The following is a 16,375-nucleotide window of genomic DNA, read 5'->3' as shown; positions in this document are numbered from 1 at the left end:
AAGGTCGTGTGGTGCCGTTAACCAACCCGGCTTCCGAACCGGCCGCAGCTTCGGGTGCTGCGACACCGAATGAAGCCACACCCACGCTGCCCACCGTTTGGCCAGGGGACTCTTATCCCCTTGGGGCCACCTATGACGGGGCGGGCACTAACTTTTCGCTGTTCTCCGAGATCGCCGAAAAGGTCGACTTGTGCCTGATCGACGAGCGCGGCAACGAATCACGAATCCCGCTCGACGAGGTCGACGGCTATGTGTGGCACGCGTATCTGCCGAACATCACACCCGGTCAACGGTATGGATTTCGGGTGCATGGCCCCTTCGATCCGGCGGCCGGACACCGGTGCGACCCGAGCAAGCTGCTGCTTGACCCGTACGGGAAGTCGTTCGACGGGGATTTCACCTGGGGCCAGGCGTTGTTCTCCTATGACCTGAACGCCGTCGACCCGAACGGCGACACCGCGATCACCGGAACTCCCCCGATGATCGATTCACTGGGACACACGATGACCAGCGTGGTGATCAACCCGTTCTTCGATTGGGCATTCGATCGATCGCCGCTGACCCCATACCACGAGACGGTGATCTACGAGGCCCACGTCAAGGGCCTGACCAAAACCCATCCCGGCATCCCCGAGGGACTTCGCGGCACGTACGCCGCGCTGGCCCATCCGGTGATCATCGATCACCTCAAGTCACTCAACGTCACCGCGCTGGAACTCATGCCGGTGCACCAGTTCATGCACGACGAACGACTGCTCGACCTCGGGCTGCGAAATTATTGGGGCTACAACACATTCGGGTTTTTCGCCCCGCACTACCAGTACGCATCGAACCGGCAAGCGGGCAGCGCGGTCGCCGAATTCAAGATGATGGTGCGCAGTCTGCACGAAGCCGGCATCGAGGTCATCCTCGACGTGGTGTACAACCACACCGCGGAAGGCAACCATCTGGGGCCGACCGTCAATTTCCGCGGCATCGACAACGAGGCCTACTACCGACTGGTCGACGAGGACCTGCGGCTGTACAAGGACTACACCGGCACCGGAAACAGCCTGAACCCCCGCCACCCGCACGTCCTGCAGCTGATCATGGACTCGCTGCGCTACTGGGTAACCGAAATGCACGTCGACGGGTTCCGCTTCGACCTGGCCGCCACGCTGGCCCGCGAGCTGCACGACGTGGATCGGCTGAGCGCGTTCTTCGATCTGGTGCAACAGGATCCGATCGTCAGCCAGGTCAAATTGATCGCCGAGCCGTGGGATGTCGGCGAGGGCGGTTACCAGGTGGGCAACTTCCCGGGTTTGTGGACGGAGTGGAACGGGAAGTACCGCGATACTGTGCGTGACTACTGGCGGGGTGAGCCCGCAACCCTGGGCGAGTTCGCTTCCCGGCTGACCGGGTCGTCGGACCTCTATGAAGCAAGCAGCCGACGCCCGAGCGCCAGCATCAACTTCGTCACCGCGCACGACGGGTTCACCCTCAGTGACTTAGTCTCCTACAACGAGAAACACAATCAGGCCAACGGCGAGGACAACCGCGACGGGGAGAGTCATAACCGGTCGTGGAACTGCGGCGTCGAAGGCCCCACCGACGACCCCGAGGTCACCGAGCTGCGCTGCCGACAGATGCGCAACTTCTGGGCAACCCTGATGGTCAGCCAGGGCACGCCGATGATCGCGCACGGCGACGAGCTGGGGCGCACCCAGCAGGGCAACAACAACGCCTACTGCCAGGACTCCGAATTAGCTTGGATCGACTGGACTTTGGTGGACAAGAACCCCGATCTGCTGGCCTTCGCCCGCAAAGTCACCAAGTTGCGCAAGAAGCATCCGGTGTTTCGCCGGCGCAGATTCTTCGACGGCGAGCCGATCCGAAGTGGGGACGAAGTCCGCGACATCGCCTGGCTGACTGCCAGCGGCCGGGAGATGACGCACGACGACTGGAATCAGGGCTTCGACAAATGTGTCGCGGTGTTTCTCAACGGCGAGGCCATCACCGCACCCGACGCCCGGGGCGAACGCGTGGTCGACGATTCATTTCTGTTGTGCTTCAACGCCCACAAGCGTGAGGTGGAGTTCGTCACACCGCAAGACGACTATGCGCGCGAATGGACCGTGGAGATCGATACCAACCATCCCGCCGGGGATGCCGACCTGGTGGTGGCCGCCGAGGAAAAGCTGACCATGCCGGCCTGCTCGGCGCTGATCCTGCGAAAGACCGCCTGAAATATGGCTTTTCCGGTGCTTTCCACTTACCGGTTACAAATGCGCGGTCCCTCTAGTGGAAGCCCGTTCACCTTCGCCGACGCGGAAAACCTGCTCGAATACCTGGACGGACTCGGGGTGTCGCATCTGTACCTGTCCCCGATCCTGACCGCGATCACCGGGTCGACTCACGGATATGACGTCGCCGACCCGACGACGGTGTCGCCGGAGCTCGGCGGCGCCGAGGGCCTGGCCCGGCTGTCCGCGGCGGCCAAGGCGCGCGGCATGGGCCTAGTCGTCGACATCGTCCCCAACCACGTCGGGGTCGATCAGCCTCAGCAGAACGCGTGGTGGTGGGACGTGTTGCGGCACGGCCGATCATCGGTCTACGCGACATTTTTCGACATCGACTGGGACCTCGACGAGCAAGGCCGCATCGTGCTGCCGGTGCTGGGTTCCGACGACGATGTCGCCGCCCTGTCGGTGGACGGTGAGCAGCTGCGACTGGGCGACCTGGCGCTGCCGATCGCCCCCGGCACCGGCGACGGCACCGGCACCGGCGCTGAGGTGCACGAACGCCAGCATTATCGGTTGGTCGGATGGCGCCGCGGGATCGTCGGCTATCGGCGGTTCTTCTCGATCACGTCGCTGGCCGGGCTGCGCCAGGAGGATCGCGCGGTGTTCGACGCCAGCCATACCGAGATCGCTCGCTGGTTCCGCGAAGGACTTGTCGACGGCGTGCGCATCGACCACCCGGACGGACTAACCGACCCGAGCGGCTATTTGGCATGGCTGCGTAACCTGTTGGGCGCAGACGCGTGGATAGTGATCGAGAAGATCCTGGCCGTCGACGAGGCCCTGGAACCCACCCTGCCGATCGAGGGCACCACCGGCTACGACGTATTGCGGGAACTCGGCGGAGTTTTCGTCGACCCGGCCGGGGCCCCGGCGTTGACCGAGCTGGTCGAGTCCACGGGGATGGATTATCACGGCATTCCACAGCTGTTGGCGGACCTCAAGGTTGCGGTGGCCACCGGGACACTCGGCAGCGAGCTGGCCAGGTTGCGACGAGCCATCGTGGCTGCCGCCGGCACCGACCACCCGCTGCTGCCCGACGCGGTGGCCGCCCTGCTCAGCCACATCGACGTGTACCGCAGCGACTACCTTGGCCTGGCCGCGATCCTGCCGACCGCGCTCGCCGAAACTCAAGCCGCCCGACCGGAATTCGGGCCCGCACTGCAGATTCTCGCCTCGGCGCTGGCGCACGGTGGCGAACCCGCGGCGCGCCTGCAACAACTGTGCGGCGCGGTGACGGCCAAAGCCGTGGAGGACTGCCTCTTCTACCGCGACGCCCGGCTCGTCTCGCTCAACGAGGTGGGCGGCGAACCACATCGCTTCGGCGTTGGCGCCGCCGAATTTCACCACAGCGCCGCCGCCCGGGCCCGGCTGTGGCCACACGCGATGACCGCGCTGTCCACCCATGACACCAAACGCGGCGAGGATGTACGCGCCCGCATCGCGGTGCTGTCGCAGGTGCCCGCACTGTGGACGGAGTTCCTCGCCCGCTGGGAAATCGAGGTGCCCTCCCCCGATCCCGCGACCGGACAGTTCTTGTGGCAGAACATCTTCGGAGTATGGCCGCGCAGCGGTGAGATCACCGACCAGTTGCGCGATCGGCTGCACGGATACGCCCAGAAAGCGATCCGGGAAGCGGCAGTGCATACCTCGTGGAACGACCCGGACACCGGGTTCGAGGACGCGACCCATCGCTGGCTGGACACGGTGCTGGACGGGCCGGTGGCCGGCCAGCTGACCGAGCTTGTCGCCCAACTCAATCCGCACGCCGCCAGTGATGCGCTGGGCCAGAAACTGCTCGCGCTCACCGTGCCCGGCATTCCCGACGTCTACCAAGGCACCGAGCTGTGGGACGACAGCCTGGTCGACCCGGACAACCGCCGACCCGTCGATTATGCCTCTCGCACAGCCGCTCTCGCAGACCTGGAACACCCGAAACTGCGGGTCGTCACCACGGCGCTGCGGCTACGTCGCTCACACCCGGACACCTTCCGATATGGCGACTACCTTCCGGTGCTGGCCAGCGGCGACGCCAGCGATCATGTCGTGGCTTTCCGGCGCGGTGCCGACATCCTGGTCGCGGTCAGTCGCTGGACGGTGCGACTGGCCGAAATAGGTTGGGGCAACACCGTGCTGCCGCTACCCGAGGGGTCCTGGACCGACACCCTCACCGGCGCGATGGCCAACGGGCCCACGTCGACCGGGGAATTGTTCGCGAACCTGCCCGCCGTGCTCTTGGAGCGAAACAATGGCTGAGTTCCGGGTCTGGGCTCCCAAACCCGCGTTGGTACGCCTCGATATCGACGCAGCGGTGCACGCGATGACCCGCACGCAGGACGGCTGGTGGCACGCAGTAGTCGACGCGCCGGGCGACGCCCGCTACGGGTTCCTTCTCGACGACGACCCCACGGTGCTGCCCGACCCGCGATCAGCCCGTCAACCCGACGGGGTGCACGCCCGCTCACAGTTATGGCACGCCAGCGACAGCTGGACGGACAGCGAGTGGGCCGGCCGGTCGGTCGAAGGCGCGGTGATCTACGAATTGCACATCGGGACATTCACCGGCGCAGGTACTTTCGATGCCGCGATCGAGAAACTCGACCATCTGGTCCATCTCGGAATCGATTTCGTCGAGCTGATGCCGGTCAATTCCTTTGCCGGAACTCACGGCTGGGGATACGACGGCGTGCTCTGGTACAGCGTGCACGAGCCCTACGGCGGACCGGACGGCCTGGTCCGGTTCGTCGACGCGTGCCATGCGCGTGGTTTGGGCGTCTTGATCGACGCGGTGTTCAACCACTTCGGCCCATCGGGAAACTATTTACCGCGGTTCGGCCCGTACCTGTCGTCGGCGAGCAACCCGTGGGGGGAAGGTGTCAACATCGCCGACGCCTACTCCGACGAGGTACGGCGTTACATCATCGGCTGTGCACTGCGCTGGATGCGCGACTTCCATGCCGACGGTCTGCGGCTGGACGCCGTGCACGCGCTGGTGGACACCACGGCCGTGCATATCCTCGAAGAGATGGCAGGCGAAACCGATTGGCTGTCACAACAGGTGGGCCGGCCGCTGTCCCTGGTCGCCGAAAGCGACCTCAACGACCCGCGGCTGATCACCCCGCGGGATCGGTACGGCTACGGGATCACCGCGCAGTGGGATGACGATATTCACCACGCCATCCACACCGCGGTGTCCGGCGAGCGGCAGGGGTATTACGCCGACTTCGGGTCGCTGGCCACGCTGGCGGACACACTGCGCCGCGGCTTCTTCCACGCCGGCACCTATTCGTCGTTCCGGCGGCGCCGGCACGGTCGCCCGCTGGACACCAAAGCCATCCCGGCCAGTCGATTAGTCGCCTACACCTGCACACACGACCAGGTCGGCAACCGCGCGATCGGGGACCGGCCGTCGCAGTACCTGACCGGTGGACAGTTGGCGATCAAGGCCGCTCTGGTTCTCCTATCGCCTTACACCGCAATGCTTTTCATGGGCGAGGAGTGGGGAGCCTCGACGCCATTCCAGTTCTTCAGTTCGCACCCCGAACCCGAGCTGGCCCAAGCCACCGCTCAGGGGCGTAAAGCCGAGTTCGCCGAGCACGGCTGGGATGCCGACGAAATCCCCGATCCGCAGGATCCGCAGACATTTGCGCGCTCCAAGCTGAACTGGGACGAGGTCGACGCTGGCGAACATGCGCGGCTGCTGGCTTTCTACCGGGGCCTGATCGCCTTGCGGCGCAACCACCCGGACATCGCCGACCCCTGGCTGGCACACCTCACCGTCGACTACGACGAGGAACTGCGCTGGATCACCTTGTCCCGCGGGCAGTTACGCATCGTGTGCAACCTCGGCGCCGAACCGGTGACGGTACCGGTCGCTGGAGACGTCGTCCTCACGTGGGGCGAACCGACCGGCAGCGGCGAGGGCACGACGCTGGACGGCTATTCGGTCGCGATCCTGCGTCACGGATAGCCGTAAACTCGGCGCATGGCCGAGCCCCCTGCCAAAAATTTCGTGCCGGCAGCTCCGCAGTTGTGGACCTACGACGCGCTGAGCTTCCTACTGACGAATACTCGGCGCTGGCGCCCGGCACTCCTCGCGCAACTGGCCCCCGTGCCCGGCGACGTGATCGCCGACATCGGCTGCGGCACGGGTACACAGCTGCGACTGCTGGCACGCGACTGCCCGTCGGCGACACTGATCGGCATCGACCCGGACGCGGCGATTCGCGAGCGAGCGCGGGCGAAACTTGCCGGGGTGTCGCCACCGGTCGAGCTGCTGGCCGGATACGCGCGCGACGCCGCGAAGCTGTTGGGTGGCCGCGGGGTCACGAAGGTGTTGTCGTCACTAGTCTTTCATCAGGTGCCGGTTGAGGAGAAGCGCGCCGGTCTGGCCGCTATGCGCGAGACCCTGCGACCCGGCGGCAGCCTGCACGTCGCCGACTACGGACTGCAGCGCACCGCGAAGATGCGCAAGCGGTTTCGTCTCGTGCAGAAGGGTGACGGGTTCGACAACACCGAGCCGAACGCCCAAGGAGTGCTACCGGAACTGATGGCAGAGGTAGGTTTCGACCGCGTCACGGAAGCGCAGGTATTCGACACAGTCAGCGGATCCATTTCGATCTACCACGCCCTGGTCCGCTAGCGCTACCATCACCGCACCGATAACTGCGACGGAGCAAATATGGCGCAAAAGGTTCAGATACCACCCGATCTCGTCGGGGGCGACGTCGACGAGGGCTACGGCAAGGTTGCCGACGCCTTCCGCCGCAACCTGAGCAGCGGCAAGGAGATCGGCGCGGCGATCGCGGTCTATCGGGACGGCCGCAAGGTCGTCGACTTATGGGGCGGCTATCGCAACGGGGGCAGCCGCACACCGTGGCAGCAGGACACCCTCGTCAATGTCTTCTCGACCACCAAAGGAATTGCCTCCCTTGCTGTTGCGGTGGCCGCCTCCAGGGGCTATCTGTCGTATGACGGCAAAGTCACCGACTACTGGCCCGAATTCGGCCAGGCCGGCAAAGAGGCGGTCACGGTGCGCCAGCTGCTGTCACACCAGGCCGGGTTGCCCGTCGTGAAACCGCCGCTGACATTGCCGGAATTGGCCGACCCGCCGGGGATGTCGGCGAAGCTCGCGGCGCAGGTGCCGGCGTGGCGGCCCGGGACGCGACACGGCTACCACGGCATCACGCTTGGCTGGTACGAAGGCGAACTGATCCGCCGCACCGACCCCGCCGGGCGTTCACTGGGCCGGTTCTTCGCCGAAGAAATCGCCGGGCCGCTGGAGCTGGACTTGTACATCGGGCTGCCGGCCTGCATCGACCGCGATCGCGTCGCGCACTTGGACGCCTGGTCCTTGCCCCAGGCACTCTTTCATCTGAACACCATGCCGCGCCGCCTGGTGCTGGGATTGTTCAACCCGTTCGACCTCGCAATGCCCGCGCTCACCGTCGCCAAAGGAATCAAAGACCTCGCCGACTTCAACCGCGACGAGCTGCGCGTCGTCGAGATGCCCGCCGTGAATGGCACCGGCACCGCACGGTCGATCGCCAAGCTGTACGGCAGCGCCGCCACCGGCGGTGCGGAGCTCGGTTTGACCGGCGGCACTCTCGAAGCTCTGCACAAGTCTGCGCTCCCGCCGACAAAAGGACTGCGCGACAAGGTGTTACATGTCGACACCACGTTCTCCCTGGGCTTCAACAAGCCCATTCCCTGGTGCATCTTCGGGTCGTCCGACAATGCCTTCGGAACGCCGGGCGCGGGCGGCTCGTTCGGGTTCGCCGATCCAGACACCGGCATCGGATACGGCTACGTGATGAACAAGCTGGGCTTTCACCTGGTCAGCGACCCCCGCGAGCTCGCCCTGCGTAACGCGCTATTTCACGACGCCCTGGGCGCCCGGCCGCAAGTCTGAGGTCACACGCTGGAACGGTCGGCGGCGCGCATCGCGTCTGCGATCGCTTCGGCCAGCGGATCGATCTCGCCGTCGCTCAAATCGGCGATGGTCAACCGGATTCCGGCGGACGTGCCGATCCGGAACCGGGATCCCGGTGCCGCCGCCCAACCCGCGTTGAGCAGCCGGGTGATCGCGACCGTCTCGTCGGGCACCGGGATCCAGACGTTGAGCCCCGAGCGGCCGTAAGCGGTGATACCGCGGTCGGCCAACGCCGCGCGTAGCCGGGTCCGGTTGGCCGTGTAGCGCCGCTCCGCCTGGCCGATGAGACGCGACGCGGCCTCGTCGGACCACAGGCTCACCGCCAGGTCTTGCAGCAGGTGGCTCACCCATCCCGGCCCGAGCCGCAATCGTCCGTGCACCCGCTCGACGGTGCGCTGATCTCCGGCGAGCACCGCTACCCGCAGGTCGGGGCCGTAGGCTTTCGATACCGATCGGACGAACGCCCAGTGGCTGCTCGATCCCGCTAACGAATGTATCGGCACACCGGAAATGCCGGCGCAGTGATCGTCCTCGACGAGCAGCACGTCGTTGTCGCGGCCCGCCAACAATTCCCGCAGCTGCTCGGCGCGTTGCGCAGACAGCGCCGCGCCGGTCGGGTTTTGCGCGCGGGTGGTGACGATCAGCGCGCGCACGCCACGGTCCAGCGCCCCCGCGACGTCGGAAACCAGTGGGCCATCATCGTCCACACGCACCGGCTCGACCGAAAAGCCGAGTGCGGCGAGTAAATCCAGCAGGTTCGCCCAGCCCGGATCCTCGACAGCCACCCGCTCGCCGGGGCGCAGGTGCGCGGTGAGCACCCGTTCAGTGCCGTCCAGCGCCCCGCTCGTGATCGCCAGATGATCGGCCGGAATACCGTCGGCGGCCAGCGTTGTACGTGCGTAGTCGACCAACTCCGGCGACATGGCGGGGTCTCCGTACAGCACCGGCGCTAGATCCGAATAACGTTGTGGCACAGCAGCAATAGGTAGCAGCGTGGAGTCTGGATTGCCGGTGGACAGGTCGCGGACGCCCACCGGGATGTCCAGACCGAGTAGCGAGCGCGGTGTGGTCGCGGGCCGGTGACGCACCCGGGTGCCCCGTCGCCCCGAGGTTTCGACAGCCCCGCGATCGCGCAGCAGCCGGTAGGCCGCGGCGGCGGTGTTGGCATTGACGCCGAGTCGCGCCGCCAGGTCCCGCACCGGGGGTAAGGCGTCGCCGGGCGCCAGCGCGCCCGTCGAGATTCCCTCTTCGATGTTGGCGGCTATCGACTCCGCGCCCGTCCCGGCTATGCTGTATTGCACTGGCACATACGACAGTATGTACTATTACAAAAAGAAGGGCAACTCGATGGAAACCGCGTACCGCCGCACGTCTCGAACGACGCCCACGCGTTACTCCGACCGTGCCAGCTACGACCGCGAGACCGTCCATCGCATCCTTGACGAGGCCCTGATCTGTCACCTGGGCTACCTCAACGAAGGCCGTCCGGTGGTGCTGCCGACCACGCACGCCCGCCTCGGCGAGACCCTCTACCTGCACGGTTCCACCGGCAGCCGGCCCATGCTGAACGCGAGGGAGGCCCTGCCCGTCTGCGTTACCGCCACCCTGATCGACGGGCTGGTGCTGGCCCGTTCGGGGCTGGAACATTCGTTCGTCTATCGCTCGGTGATCGTCGTCGGCGACGCACGCCTGGTCGATGACCCGGCGGAGAAGTTGCCGGCGCTGGCGGGGCTGCTCGACCACATCGCACCCGGACGCTCCACCGACTGCAGGGCGCCGAATGCTCGGGAGCTCGCCGCGACCGCGGTGCTCGCCCTGGATCTGGTCGAGGTTTCGGCGAAGGTGGCCCCGTTCGGGCCCACCGATGAGCCGGAGGATTTATCGCTGCCGTACTGGGCCGGTGTGGTTCCGCTGACCCTGACGGCCGGCGCACCGATACCGTCCGACGACCTGGATCCCGCTATCCCGGTGCCGGACTATCTAATCCACTACTCGCGGTGACGGGCTAGGCCGTCGGCTCAGAATGGCTAGGGCGCTGAAAGTCCGCTGGGCAAAAATGACCGCTACGCAACTTCTGTTCGATGTCTTCGAGACTGCGGCCGGTGAGGTCAGGCATCTTCACCAATACGAATATCCACGCCAAGACGTTGAACAGCCCGTAGAGCCACATCGTCTGGCCGACCCCTACCGCGTTGATCAACGTCAGCAGGGTCAGTGTGATGAACAAGTTGGTTGTCCACAGCGTCACAGCCTGGGCGCTGGTCCCCGCACCGCGGACCGAGAGCGGATAGATCTCCGAACCAGTGAGCCATGCCATGAGCTGCAAGCCACCTGCGTTGAAGAACATGAATACGATCAGGCAGGTCACAATGAACGGAACATCGTCGCGATCACTGTGACCGGTGACGAACAACCCGCCCAGTACGAACAGAGATATCGCCGCCCCGGGGACCATCATCAGCGTGAGGCGCCGGCGACCGACGACATCGACGACGGATAACCCGGCGATCATCATGATCAGGTAGGTGACACCCAGGCCAACACTGACTTGAAGCGCCGTCGAGTGATTGAACCCGTTGCTGGTCAGGATAGTTGGCGCATAGTAGACGATCATTTCGATTCCGCTGAGCTGAGTGAATATGGCTATTCCGCAGCCGACAACCAACGCGGGACGAACCCATGGCCGCCGCAGGCCCCGCCATCCGCTCTCATGACGGGCTGCCTGACGTTGTTCGTCGTCGATTGCGACTATGCCCGCCAACTCCGAGTCAACGCTCGCAGACTGCCCTCGAAGTCGTTGCAGGACAGCGCGTGCAACCTCGACATGACGTCCCTGCTCTACCAGCCAGCGGGGACTCTCCGGCAATCGCCACGCCATCGCCAGCATGAGAAGCGCTGGCAGTGCGGCACAGCCGATAGCGATACGCCACGATATTGATTGCGCAGCACCGACAATGGTGGCAATGACAATTCCGGCGCCGATTCCGATCTGGAACGTCAACACGAGGCGTCCGCGGTGATTAGACGGCGCAAGCTCGGCTATGTACATGGGTACCGTCTGGGTTGCACCGCCTACGGCGAATCCCAGGATGACCCGGGCGATGGCAAGTTCCAGCGCAGCGGGCGCGAGCGCCGAGGCAAGCGAGCCCACGACGAAGACCAGCGACAGCATCATTACGGTCCTGCGGCGGCCGAATCTCTCACTGAGCTTACTGCCCGCCAGCGCACCGATGATCGCTCCGGCCAAAATCGCGGAGGTCACCATCTCGGTGGTCTGGTCGTCCATCTGGAATTGAGCGCGGATCTGCAGTAACGCACCAGAAATGATGCCGGTATCGTAGCCGTAGAGCAGCGACGAGATCACCGAAACCAAGGCACCGACCATCAATATCGAGGTGAACTTACCCTCGCTAGTCTCCTCAATTGTCGCCGTGAGCGGGTATGCGAATCGCCCGGAATTCTCGTCTAACTGATTCCCGTTTGAATCGTTCTCGCCTACGTGTGAATCATTCTCGGCTGAATCATTCTCGTTTGAATGATTCACATCCACGCGTGAATCATTCACGTCTGACCAAACCCTGCCGGCGGGCTTTGACACCGTCATTTGTCGAAAAACTCCCGTCCAATCATCATTGATTAACGACGGCGTAGCGACGCCACCAGAACAGCTTGGGACTCTATAGTGTGTTGCGCGCCAAGGAAAGCCGTTCGCGCAAACAAGATCAACAACGAAACGAAAAGGATGGCACGGCCTGTGATGCTGGCGCTAAACGACATTTCTCTGCCGAGAATCATTCTGCCGGTACACGTTCCAGCCTATTCGCGTACCGACGTTACGCCCGCAATAGTGCATATCGGTGTCGGAGGATTCCATCGTGCACATCAAGCGTGGTACCTTGATCAACTCCTGGAGCTCCCAGATCAGCGGAACTGGGGCATCTGTGGCGTCGGTGTATTGCCCGCGGATCGGCGCATGGATGAGGTGATGGCCGCGCAGGATTGTTTGTACACGTTGAACATTCGCGGCGCTGATGGGACCTCGGAGCCAAGGGTCATCGGGTCAATCGTTGAATATCTGCATGCGCCGCGCCGCCCCGATGACGTCATCTCGAGAATGTCCGATCCGGCAACCCAAATCGTCACGTTGACCGTCACCGAGGGCGGCTACAACACTTCGGATCTCACCGGGGAATTCGACATGTCAAACCCTGCCATCACGGCAGACCTTCAGCCAGATGCCATACCGTCAACCACTTTCGGGTTAGTCATCGCTGCACTGGCGTGCCGAAAGGAGCAGGGACTGGCACCCTTCACCATCTTGTCGTGCGACAACATCCCGGACAACGGTGCTGTCACTCGTACCGCATTCACCGCATTCGCGCAGTCATACGACCCCGCGCTTGGAGCGTGGCTCGAACAGCATGGAGCGTTCCCGAACTCTATGGTCGATCGCATTACCCCGGCGACCACTGACGAGGATATCGCCTTTGTACGTAACCAATTCGGTATCGACGATGCCTGGCCAGTCGTGGCCGAACCATTCGCGCAGTGGGTGATCGAAGACCGCTTCGTCTCGGGCCGTCCACGCCTGGAAGACGTAGGAGCGCAACTGGTCGGGGACGTGACTCCGTACGAGGTGATGAAACTACGGCTGCTCAATGGCGGCCATCAGGCACTCTGTTATTTCGGATATCTCGCCGGCTACCGCTGGGTGCATGACGTGGCACAGGATCCGGTATTTGCAAAGTTCTTGTGCCGCTACATGGATACCGAGGCCACCCGCACGCTGCCAGCTGTACCGGGGATCGATCTGAGCGACTACAAGCGCACTTTGATCGACCGATTCACCAATGCGGCCGTCGGCGACACGATCACCCGTCTGTGTGCTAACGCATCCAATCGCATTCCCAAGTTCGTGCTGCCCGTGGTCTGGGACCAGCTCCGCGCTGGCGGTGATATTGCATGCGCAGCCGCCATCATCGCGAGCTGGGCCCGCTATTGCGAGGGCATAGACGAAAACGGAGATCCCATCGACATTGCCGATCGCTTGGCACAGCAGCTGATCCCGATGGCGCGGCGTCAGCGCGATGACCCGACCGCCTTCCTTGGCAACCGGACCGTGTTCGGTGATCTCATCGACTCGTCACGCTTCGTCGACGCCTACCAATGCGCACTGCACAGCCTGTATACCCGGGGAGCCCGCGCGACCGTGGCAGGCCTGGCTGGCTAGATGGGATGCCGGCGCAACTCTTCGGCGAGCTCGGACGCGGTGGGGGGCTGTGCGCCCGGGCGCGTACAAGTGATCGCCGATGCCACCGCCGCGCGCCACAACGCTTGGGGAAGATCAAGCTGCCGCTGGTAGAAGCCCTCTAGAAAGGCCCCAGTGTAGGTATCTCCCGCGCCGACGGTATCGGCGACCCTCACCTTCAGGGGCGGAGTTTTCAGGGGGATATCGCTACCCCGCTGGAACGCCAATGATCCCGAAATCCCGCACGTAACAAGGGCAATCTGAATGCCCGGATGGTCGTGAAACCAGCGTGCGATCACATCCTCGATCGATTCTCCCGGATAAAGAAACTCGAGGTCTTCGGCGCTGGCGCGGGCAACCTCGGCGATGGATAACCACGGCGCAATGCGCTGAGCATAAGTTTCCCGGTCATCGATAAGCGTCGGGCGGATGTTCACATCGAACGTGACGGGGGTGTCGGGATACCGTTCGACGATCCAGCTACGCATCGCCTCACGGCTCGGCCAGAGCACACTCGCGAGCGAGCCGACCCAGATCACCGTGGGAGCGAGCACGGCATCAGGAAGTGGTGAGCACACCACGTCGTTGGCGGTGCCCTGCCAGTAAAAGCTGTACTGCGCGACGCCGAACTCATCAACTTGGGCGATGGCCAATGTCGTTGGGGCGTCGTGCGTCATCACCAACGATTCATCGACACCCGCTTTGATGAGGTTCGCGACGCACTGCCGGCCAAACGCATCGTTGGAGACATGGGTGAGCAAGGCCGTGCGTGTACCAAGCTTGGCCGCGGCGATCGCCGTGTTGTATGGGCCACCCCCGGGAACTGATCGCCATAACGCCGACTGATCAACGACCGGGACCATGTCGACCAGCGTCTCACCACAGACGAGAACACCGTCTCTGCCTCCTGCACCCACAGTTGGATGCTACCGAAGTTAGGCGACGGAACCGCTGCACAGTCCATCTGATCCGTGTATTCGACTATGCAAGAATATGTTTCGTCTAGCAGCCGACGACCTGGAGGCCGCGATCCCAGCGCCGGACTACCTCACGCACGACCCGCGGTGGCGGACTACAGCAGCAGATACCGGTAGGCCGGCGAGCCCGGTTGCAGCTTCTCGATGTGAATCTCGGTCTCGCACATCCGGACTAGTAGATCGTCCAGGTCCGCCGACGACCCCAGCTGAATACCGACCAGCGCCTCACCGGTCTCCCGGTTGTTGCGCTTGACGTACTCGAACAGGGTGACGTCGTCGTTCGGGCCCAGCACGTGGTCGAGGAATCGGCGCAGCGAACCGGGCTCCTGCGGGAAATCCACCAGGAAGTAGTGCTTGAGGCCGAGGTGGACCAGTGAGCGCTCCAGCACCTCGCCGTAGCGCGATACGTCGTTGTTGCCGCCCGAAATGAGGCACACGACGGTGGATCCGGGCTCGACTTCGGCTTCCAGCAGTCCGGCGACGGACAGCGCGCCCGCCGGCTCGGCGATGATGCCTTCGTTCTGGTACAGGTCCAGCATCGCGGTGCACACCGCGCCCTCGTCGACCGCCGTGATCGACACCATGTCCCCCGCGGCGGCCAGCGCGGCATGCGTCAAGGTGCCCGCCCGGTTTACCGCGGCGCCGTCGACGAACTGGTCCACATGGCTCAGCGTCACCGGCTCGCCGGCCGCCAGTGCAGCCATCATCGCCGCGGCGCCGGCCGGCTCGATACCGAGCACCGCCGTGTTGTCGGTCCGCTCGGCCAGATAGGTCGTAATGCCGGCGATGCAGCCACCGCCGCCCACGGGAACCACCACCAAGCCGGGCTCCCCGATACCAAGTTTGTTGAGCTGGTCCAGCACCTCGACGGCGATGGTGCCCTGGCCGGCAATCGTGCGCGGGTCGTCATACGGTGGCACCAGCGTCGCGCCGGTGCGCGCGGTGTCCTCGAGTGCCGCGTCGGCGGCCAGATCATAGGTCGATCCCCCCACGATCAGCTCGATGGAGCTGCCCCCGTGATAGCGGATTCGGTCGCGCTTCTGTTTGGGCGTTTTGGCCGGCACATAGACGCGGCCATGCACGCCCAGGACGCGGCACGCGTAGGCAAACCCCTGCGCGTGGTTGCCCGCCGAGGAGCACACCACGCCGGCGCCGATCTCTTCATCGGACAGTTGCACCAGCAGGTTGTAGGCGCCTCGTAGCTTGTAGGAACGCACAATCTGCAGGTCCTCACGCTTGAGGTAGACCTGCGCACCGGTGATCGCCGACAGCCGATCGCTGAACTGCAGCGGGGTCGGCGTGACTACCGCAGCGATCCGCTCAGCGGCACTGTCAATGTCGGCCGCGCACAGCGGAGACGTGCTCGGGGGACCGTTCAGTTCAGCGGACACCGATTAATGGTGCCACGCACCCCCGGTCAGCTGCCTAATCGGCTCAGCTCACCGGGGTCAGCACGAACACCGGAATCTGGCGATCGGTCTTCGTCTGGTAGTCCGCGTAGTCCGGCCACGCCGCCACGGCGCGCTCCCACCAGACGGCTTTCTCGTCTCCGAACACCTCACGGGCGTCGTAGTCGCGGGTGACCGACCCGTCTTGCAACTCGACCCGTGGGTTCTTGTCGATGTTGTAGTACCAGACCGGGTTCTTCGGGGCACCGCCGAGCGAGGCGACCACGGCGTACTCACCGTCGTGCTCGACCCGCATCAGCGGCGTCTTGCGGAGCTTGCCGGTCTTGGCTCCGATCGTGATCAGCAGAATGATGGGCTTGCCCTTCATATCCGCGGCCTCGGCTCCGCCGGATTCGGCGTATTTGTCGGCTTGTTCGCGGGACCAATCCCACGGTGACGGTTCGTACTCTCCGGTAAGCGGCATGTCCACCACTTTAGGCTCGATTGACCATCCCATGCATGGCGCGCAAGCTGTTTGGGCCAGCGACCGC

12 protein-coding genes are annotated in these 16,375 nt (G+C 64.3%); 7 read left to right on the top strand and 5 right to left on the bottom strand.

Annotated elements, in window-relative coordinates; genetic code table 11:
• The first annotated feature begins 86 nt into the window (after positions 1 to 86).
• The 5 genes from glgX to DB708_RS14440 are packed head-to-tail and all read left to right on the top strand — an operon-like array spanning position 87 to position 8,190.
• On the top strand, positions 87 to 2,225 hold the full coding sequence (gene glgX, locus DB708_RS14460) for a glycogen debranching protein GlgX (protein ID WP_108924239.1): 2,139 nt from the start codon (positions 87 to 89) through the stop codon (positions 2,223 to 2,225).
• 3 nt (positions 2,226 to 2,228) lie between these two features.
• Complete coding sequence (gene treY, locus DB708_RS14455; RefSeq protein WP_108922871.1) at positions 2,229 to 4,535, top strand: malto-oligosyltrehalose synthase; 2,307 nt, start codon at positions 2,229 to 2,231, stop codon at positions 4,533 to 4,535.
• Positions 4,528 to 6,249, top strand: coding sequence for a malto-oligosyltrehalose trehalohydrolase (gene treZ / locus DB708_RS14450; RefSeq protein WP_108922869.1), 1,722 nt, complete (start codon positions 4,528 to 4,530; stop codon positions 6,247 to 6,249). The genes treY and treZ overlap by 8 nt, the downstream gene beginning before the upstream one ends.
• 15 nt (positions 6,250 to 6,264) lie before the next feature.
• Positions 6,265 to 6,921, top strand: coding sequence for a class I SAM-dependent methyltransferase (locus DB708_RS14445; protein WP_108922867.1), 657 nt, complete (start codon positions 6,265 to 6,267; stop codon positions 6,919 to 6,921).
• A 39-nt stretch (positions 6,922 to 6,960) separates the two neighbouring features.
• The gene (locus DB708_RS14440) at positions 6,961 to 8,190 is read left to right on the top strand and encodes a serine hydrolase domain-containing protein (RefSeq protein ID WP_108922865.1); all 1,230 of its coding nucleotides are present in this window, start codon (positions 6,961 to 6,963) and stop codon (positions 8,188 to 8,190) included.
• Positions 8,191 to 8,192: 2 nt separating this feature from the next.
• On the opposite strand, the gene DB708_RS14435 is transcribed toward DB708_RS14440, so the two are convergent.
• Entirely contained in the window at positions 8,193 to 9,518 is a 1,326-nt protein-coding gene (locus DB708_RS14435) for an aminotransferase class I/II-fold pyridoxal phosphate-dependent enzyme (protein ID WP_108922863.1), read from the bottom strand.
• Between the two features lie 40 nt (positions 9,519 to 9,558).
• On the opposite strand from DB708_RS14435, the gene DB708_RS14430 reads away from it, so the two are divergent.
• The gene (locus tag DB708_RS14430; protein WP_108924237.1) at positions 9,559 to 10,212 is read left to right on the top strand and encodes a pyridoxamine 5'-phosphate oxidase family protein; all 654 of its coding nucleotides are present in this window, start codon (positions 9,559 to 9,561) and stop codon (positions 10,210 to 10,212) included.
• A 4-nt stretch (positions 10,213 to 10,216) separates the two neighbouring features.
• Here the strand turns inward: DB708_RS14430 and DB708_RS14425 are convergent, their stop codons facing one another.
• Positions 10,217 to 11,815, bottom strand: coding sequence for a sugar porter family MFS transporter (locus DB708_RS14425; RefSeq protein ID WP_108922861.1), 1,599 nt, complete (start codon positions 11,813 to 11,815; stop codon positions 10,217 to 10,219).
• Positions 11,816 to 11,968: 153 nt separating this feature from the next.
• On the opposite strand from DB708_RS14425, the gene DB708_RS14420 reads away from it, so the two are divergent.
• A complete protein-coding gene (locus DB708_RS14420) occupies positions 11,969 to 13,441 on the top strand; it encodes a mannitol dehydrogenase family protein (RefSeq protein ID WP_108922859.1) in 1,473 nt (490 codons plus the stop codon).
• Here the strand turns inward: DB708_RS14420 and DB708_RS14415 are convergent.
• From DB708_RS14415 to DB708_RS14405, 3 genes are all read right to left on the bottom strand, one after another.
• Complete coding sequence (locus DB708_RS14415) at positions 13,438 to 14,376, bottom strand: carbohydrate kinase family protein (RefSeq protein WP_108922857.1); 939 nt, start codon at positions 14,374 to 14,376, stop codon at positions 13,438 to 13,440. The genes DB708_RS14420 and DB708_RS14415 overlap by 4 nt on opposite strands.
• A gap of 155 nt (positions 14,377 to 14,531) precedes the next feature.
• A complete protein-coding gene (gene ilvA / locus DB708_RS14410; protein ID WP_108922855.1) occupies positions 14,532 to 15,827 on the bottom strand; it encodes a threonine ammonia-lyase in 1,296 nt (431 codons plus the stop codon).
• Between the two features lie 43 nt (positions 15,828 to 15,870).
• Positions 15,871 to 16,308 (bottom strand): nitroreductase family deazaflavin-dependent oxidoreductase, encoded by a 438-nt coding sequence (locus DB708_RS14405; RefSeq protein WP_108922853.1) that lies wholly within the window; start codon positions 16,306 to 16,308, stop codon positions 15,871 to 15,873.
• Positions 16,309 to 16,375 lie beyond the last annotated feature (67 nt).

It is taken from the genome of Mycobacterium montefiorense (assembly GCF_003112775.1).
Classification (GTDB): Bacteria; Actinomycetota; Actinomycetes; order Mycobacteriales; family Mycobacteriaceae; genus Mycobacterium; species Mycobacterium montefiorense.
The sequence above is the reverse complement of the archived record's forward strand: the minus strand, read 5'-3'. Positions and strand labels throughout refer to the sequence as shown.

Bases quoted from the DNA above. Each gene is read 5' to 3' on its own strand.
- treY (WP_108922871.1), top strand. From the start codon at position 2,229: ATGGCTTTTCCGGTGCTTTCCACTTACCGGTTACAAATGCGCGGTCCC.
- DB708_RS14440 (WP_108922865.1), top strand. From the start codon at position 6,961: ATGGCGCAAAAGGTTCAGATACCACCCGATCTCGTCGGGGGCGACGTC.
- treZ (WP_108922869.1), top strand. From the start codon at position 4,528: ATGGCTGAGTTCCGGGTCTGGGCTCCCAAACCCGCGTTGGTACGCCTC.
- DB708_RS14430 (WP_108924237.1), top strand. From the start codon at position 9,559: ATGGAAACCGCGTACCGCCGCACGTCTCGAACGACGCCCACGCGTTAC.
- DB708_RS14445 (WP_108922867.1), top strand. From the start codon at position 6,265: ATGGCCGAGCCCCCTGCCAAAAATTTCGTGCCGGCAGCTCCGCAGTTG.
- DB708_RS14420 (WP_108922859.1), top strand. From the start codon at position 11,969: ATGCTGGCGCTAAACGACATTTCTCTGCCGAGAATCATTCTGCCGGTA.
- DB708_RS14425 (WP_108922861.1), bottom strand. From the start codon at position 11,815: ATGACGGTGTCAAAGCCCGCCGGCAGGGTTTGGTCAGACGTGAATGAT.
- DB708_RS14405 (WP_108922853.1), bottom strand. From the start codon at position 16,308: ATGCCGCTTACCGGAGAGTACGAACCGTCACCGTGGGATTGGTCCCGC.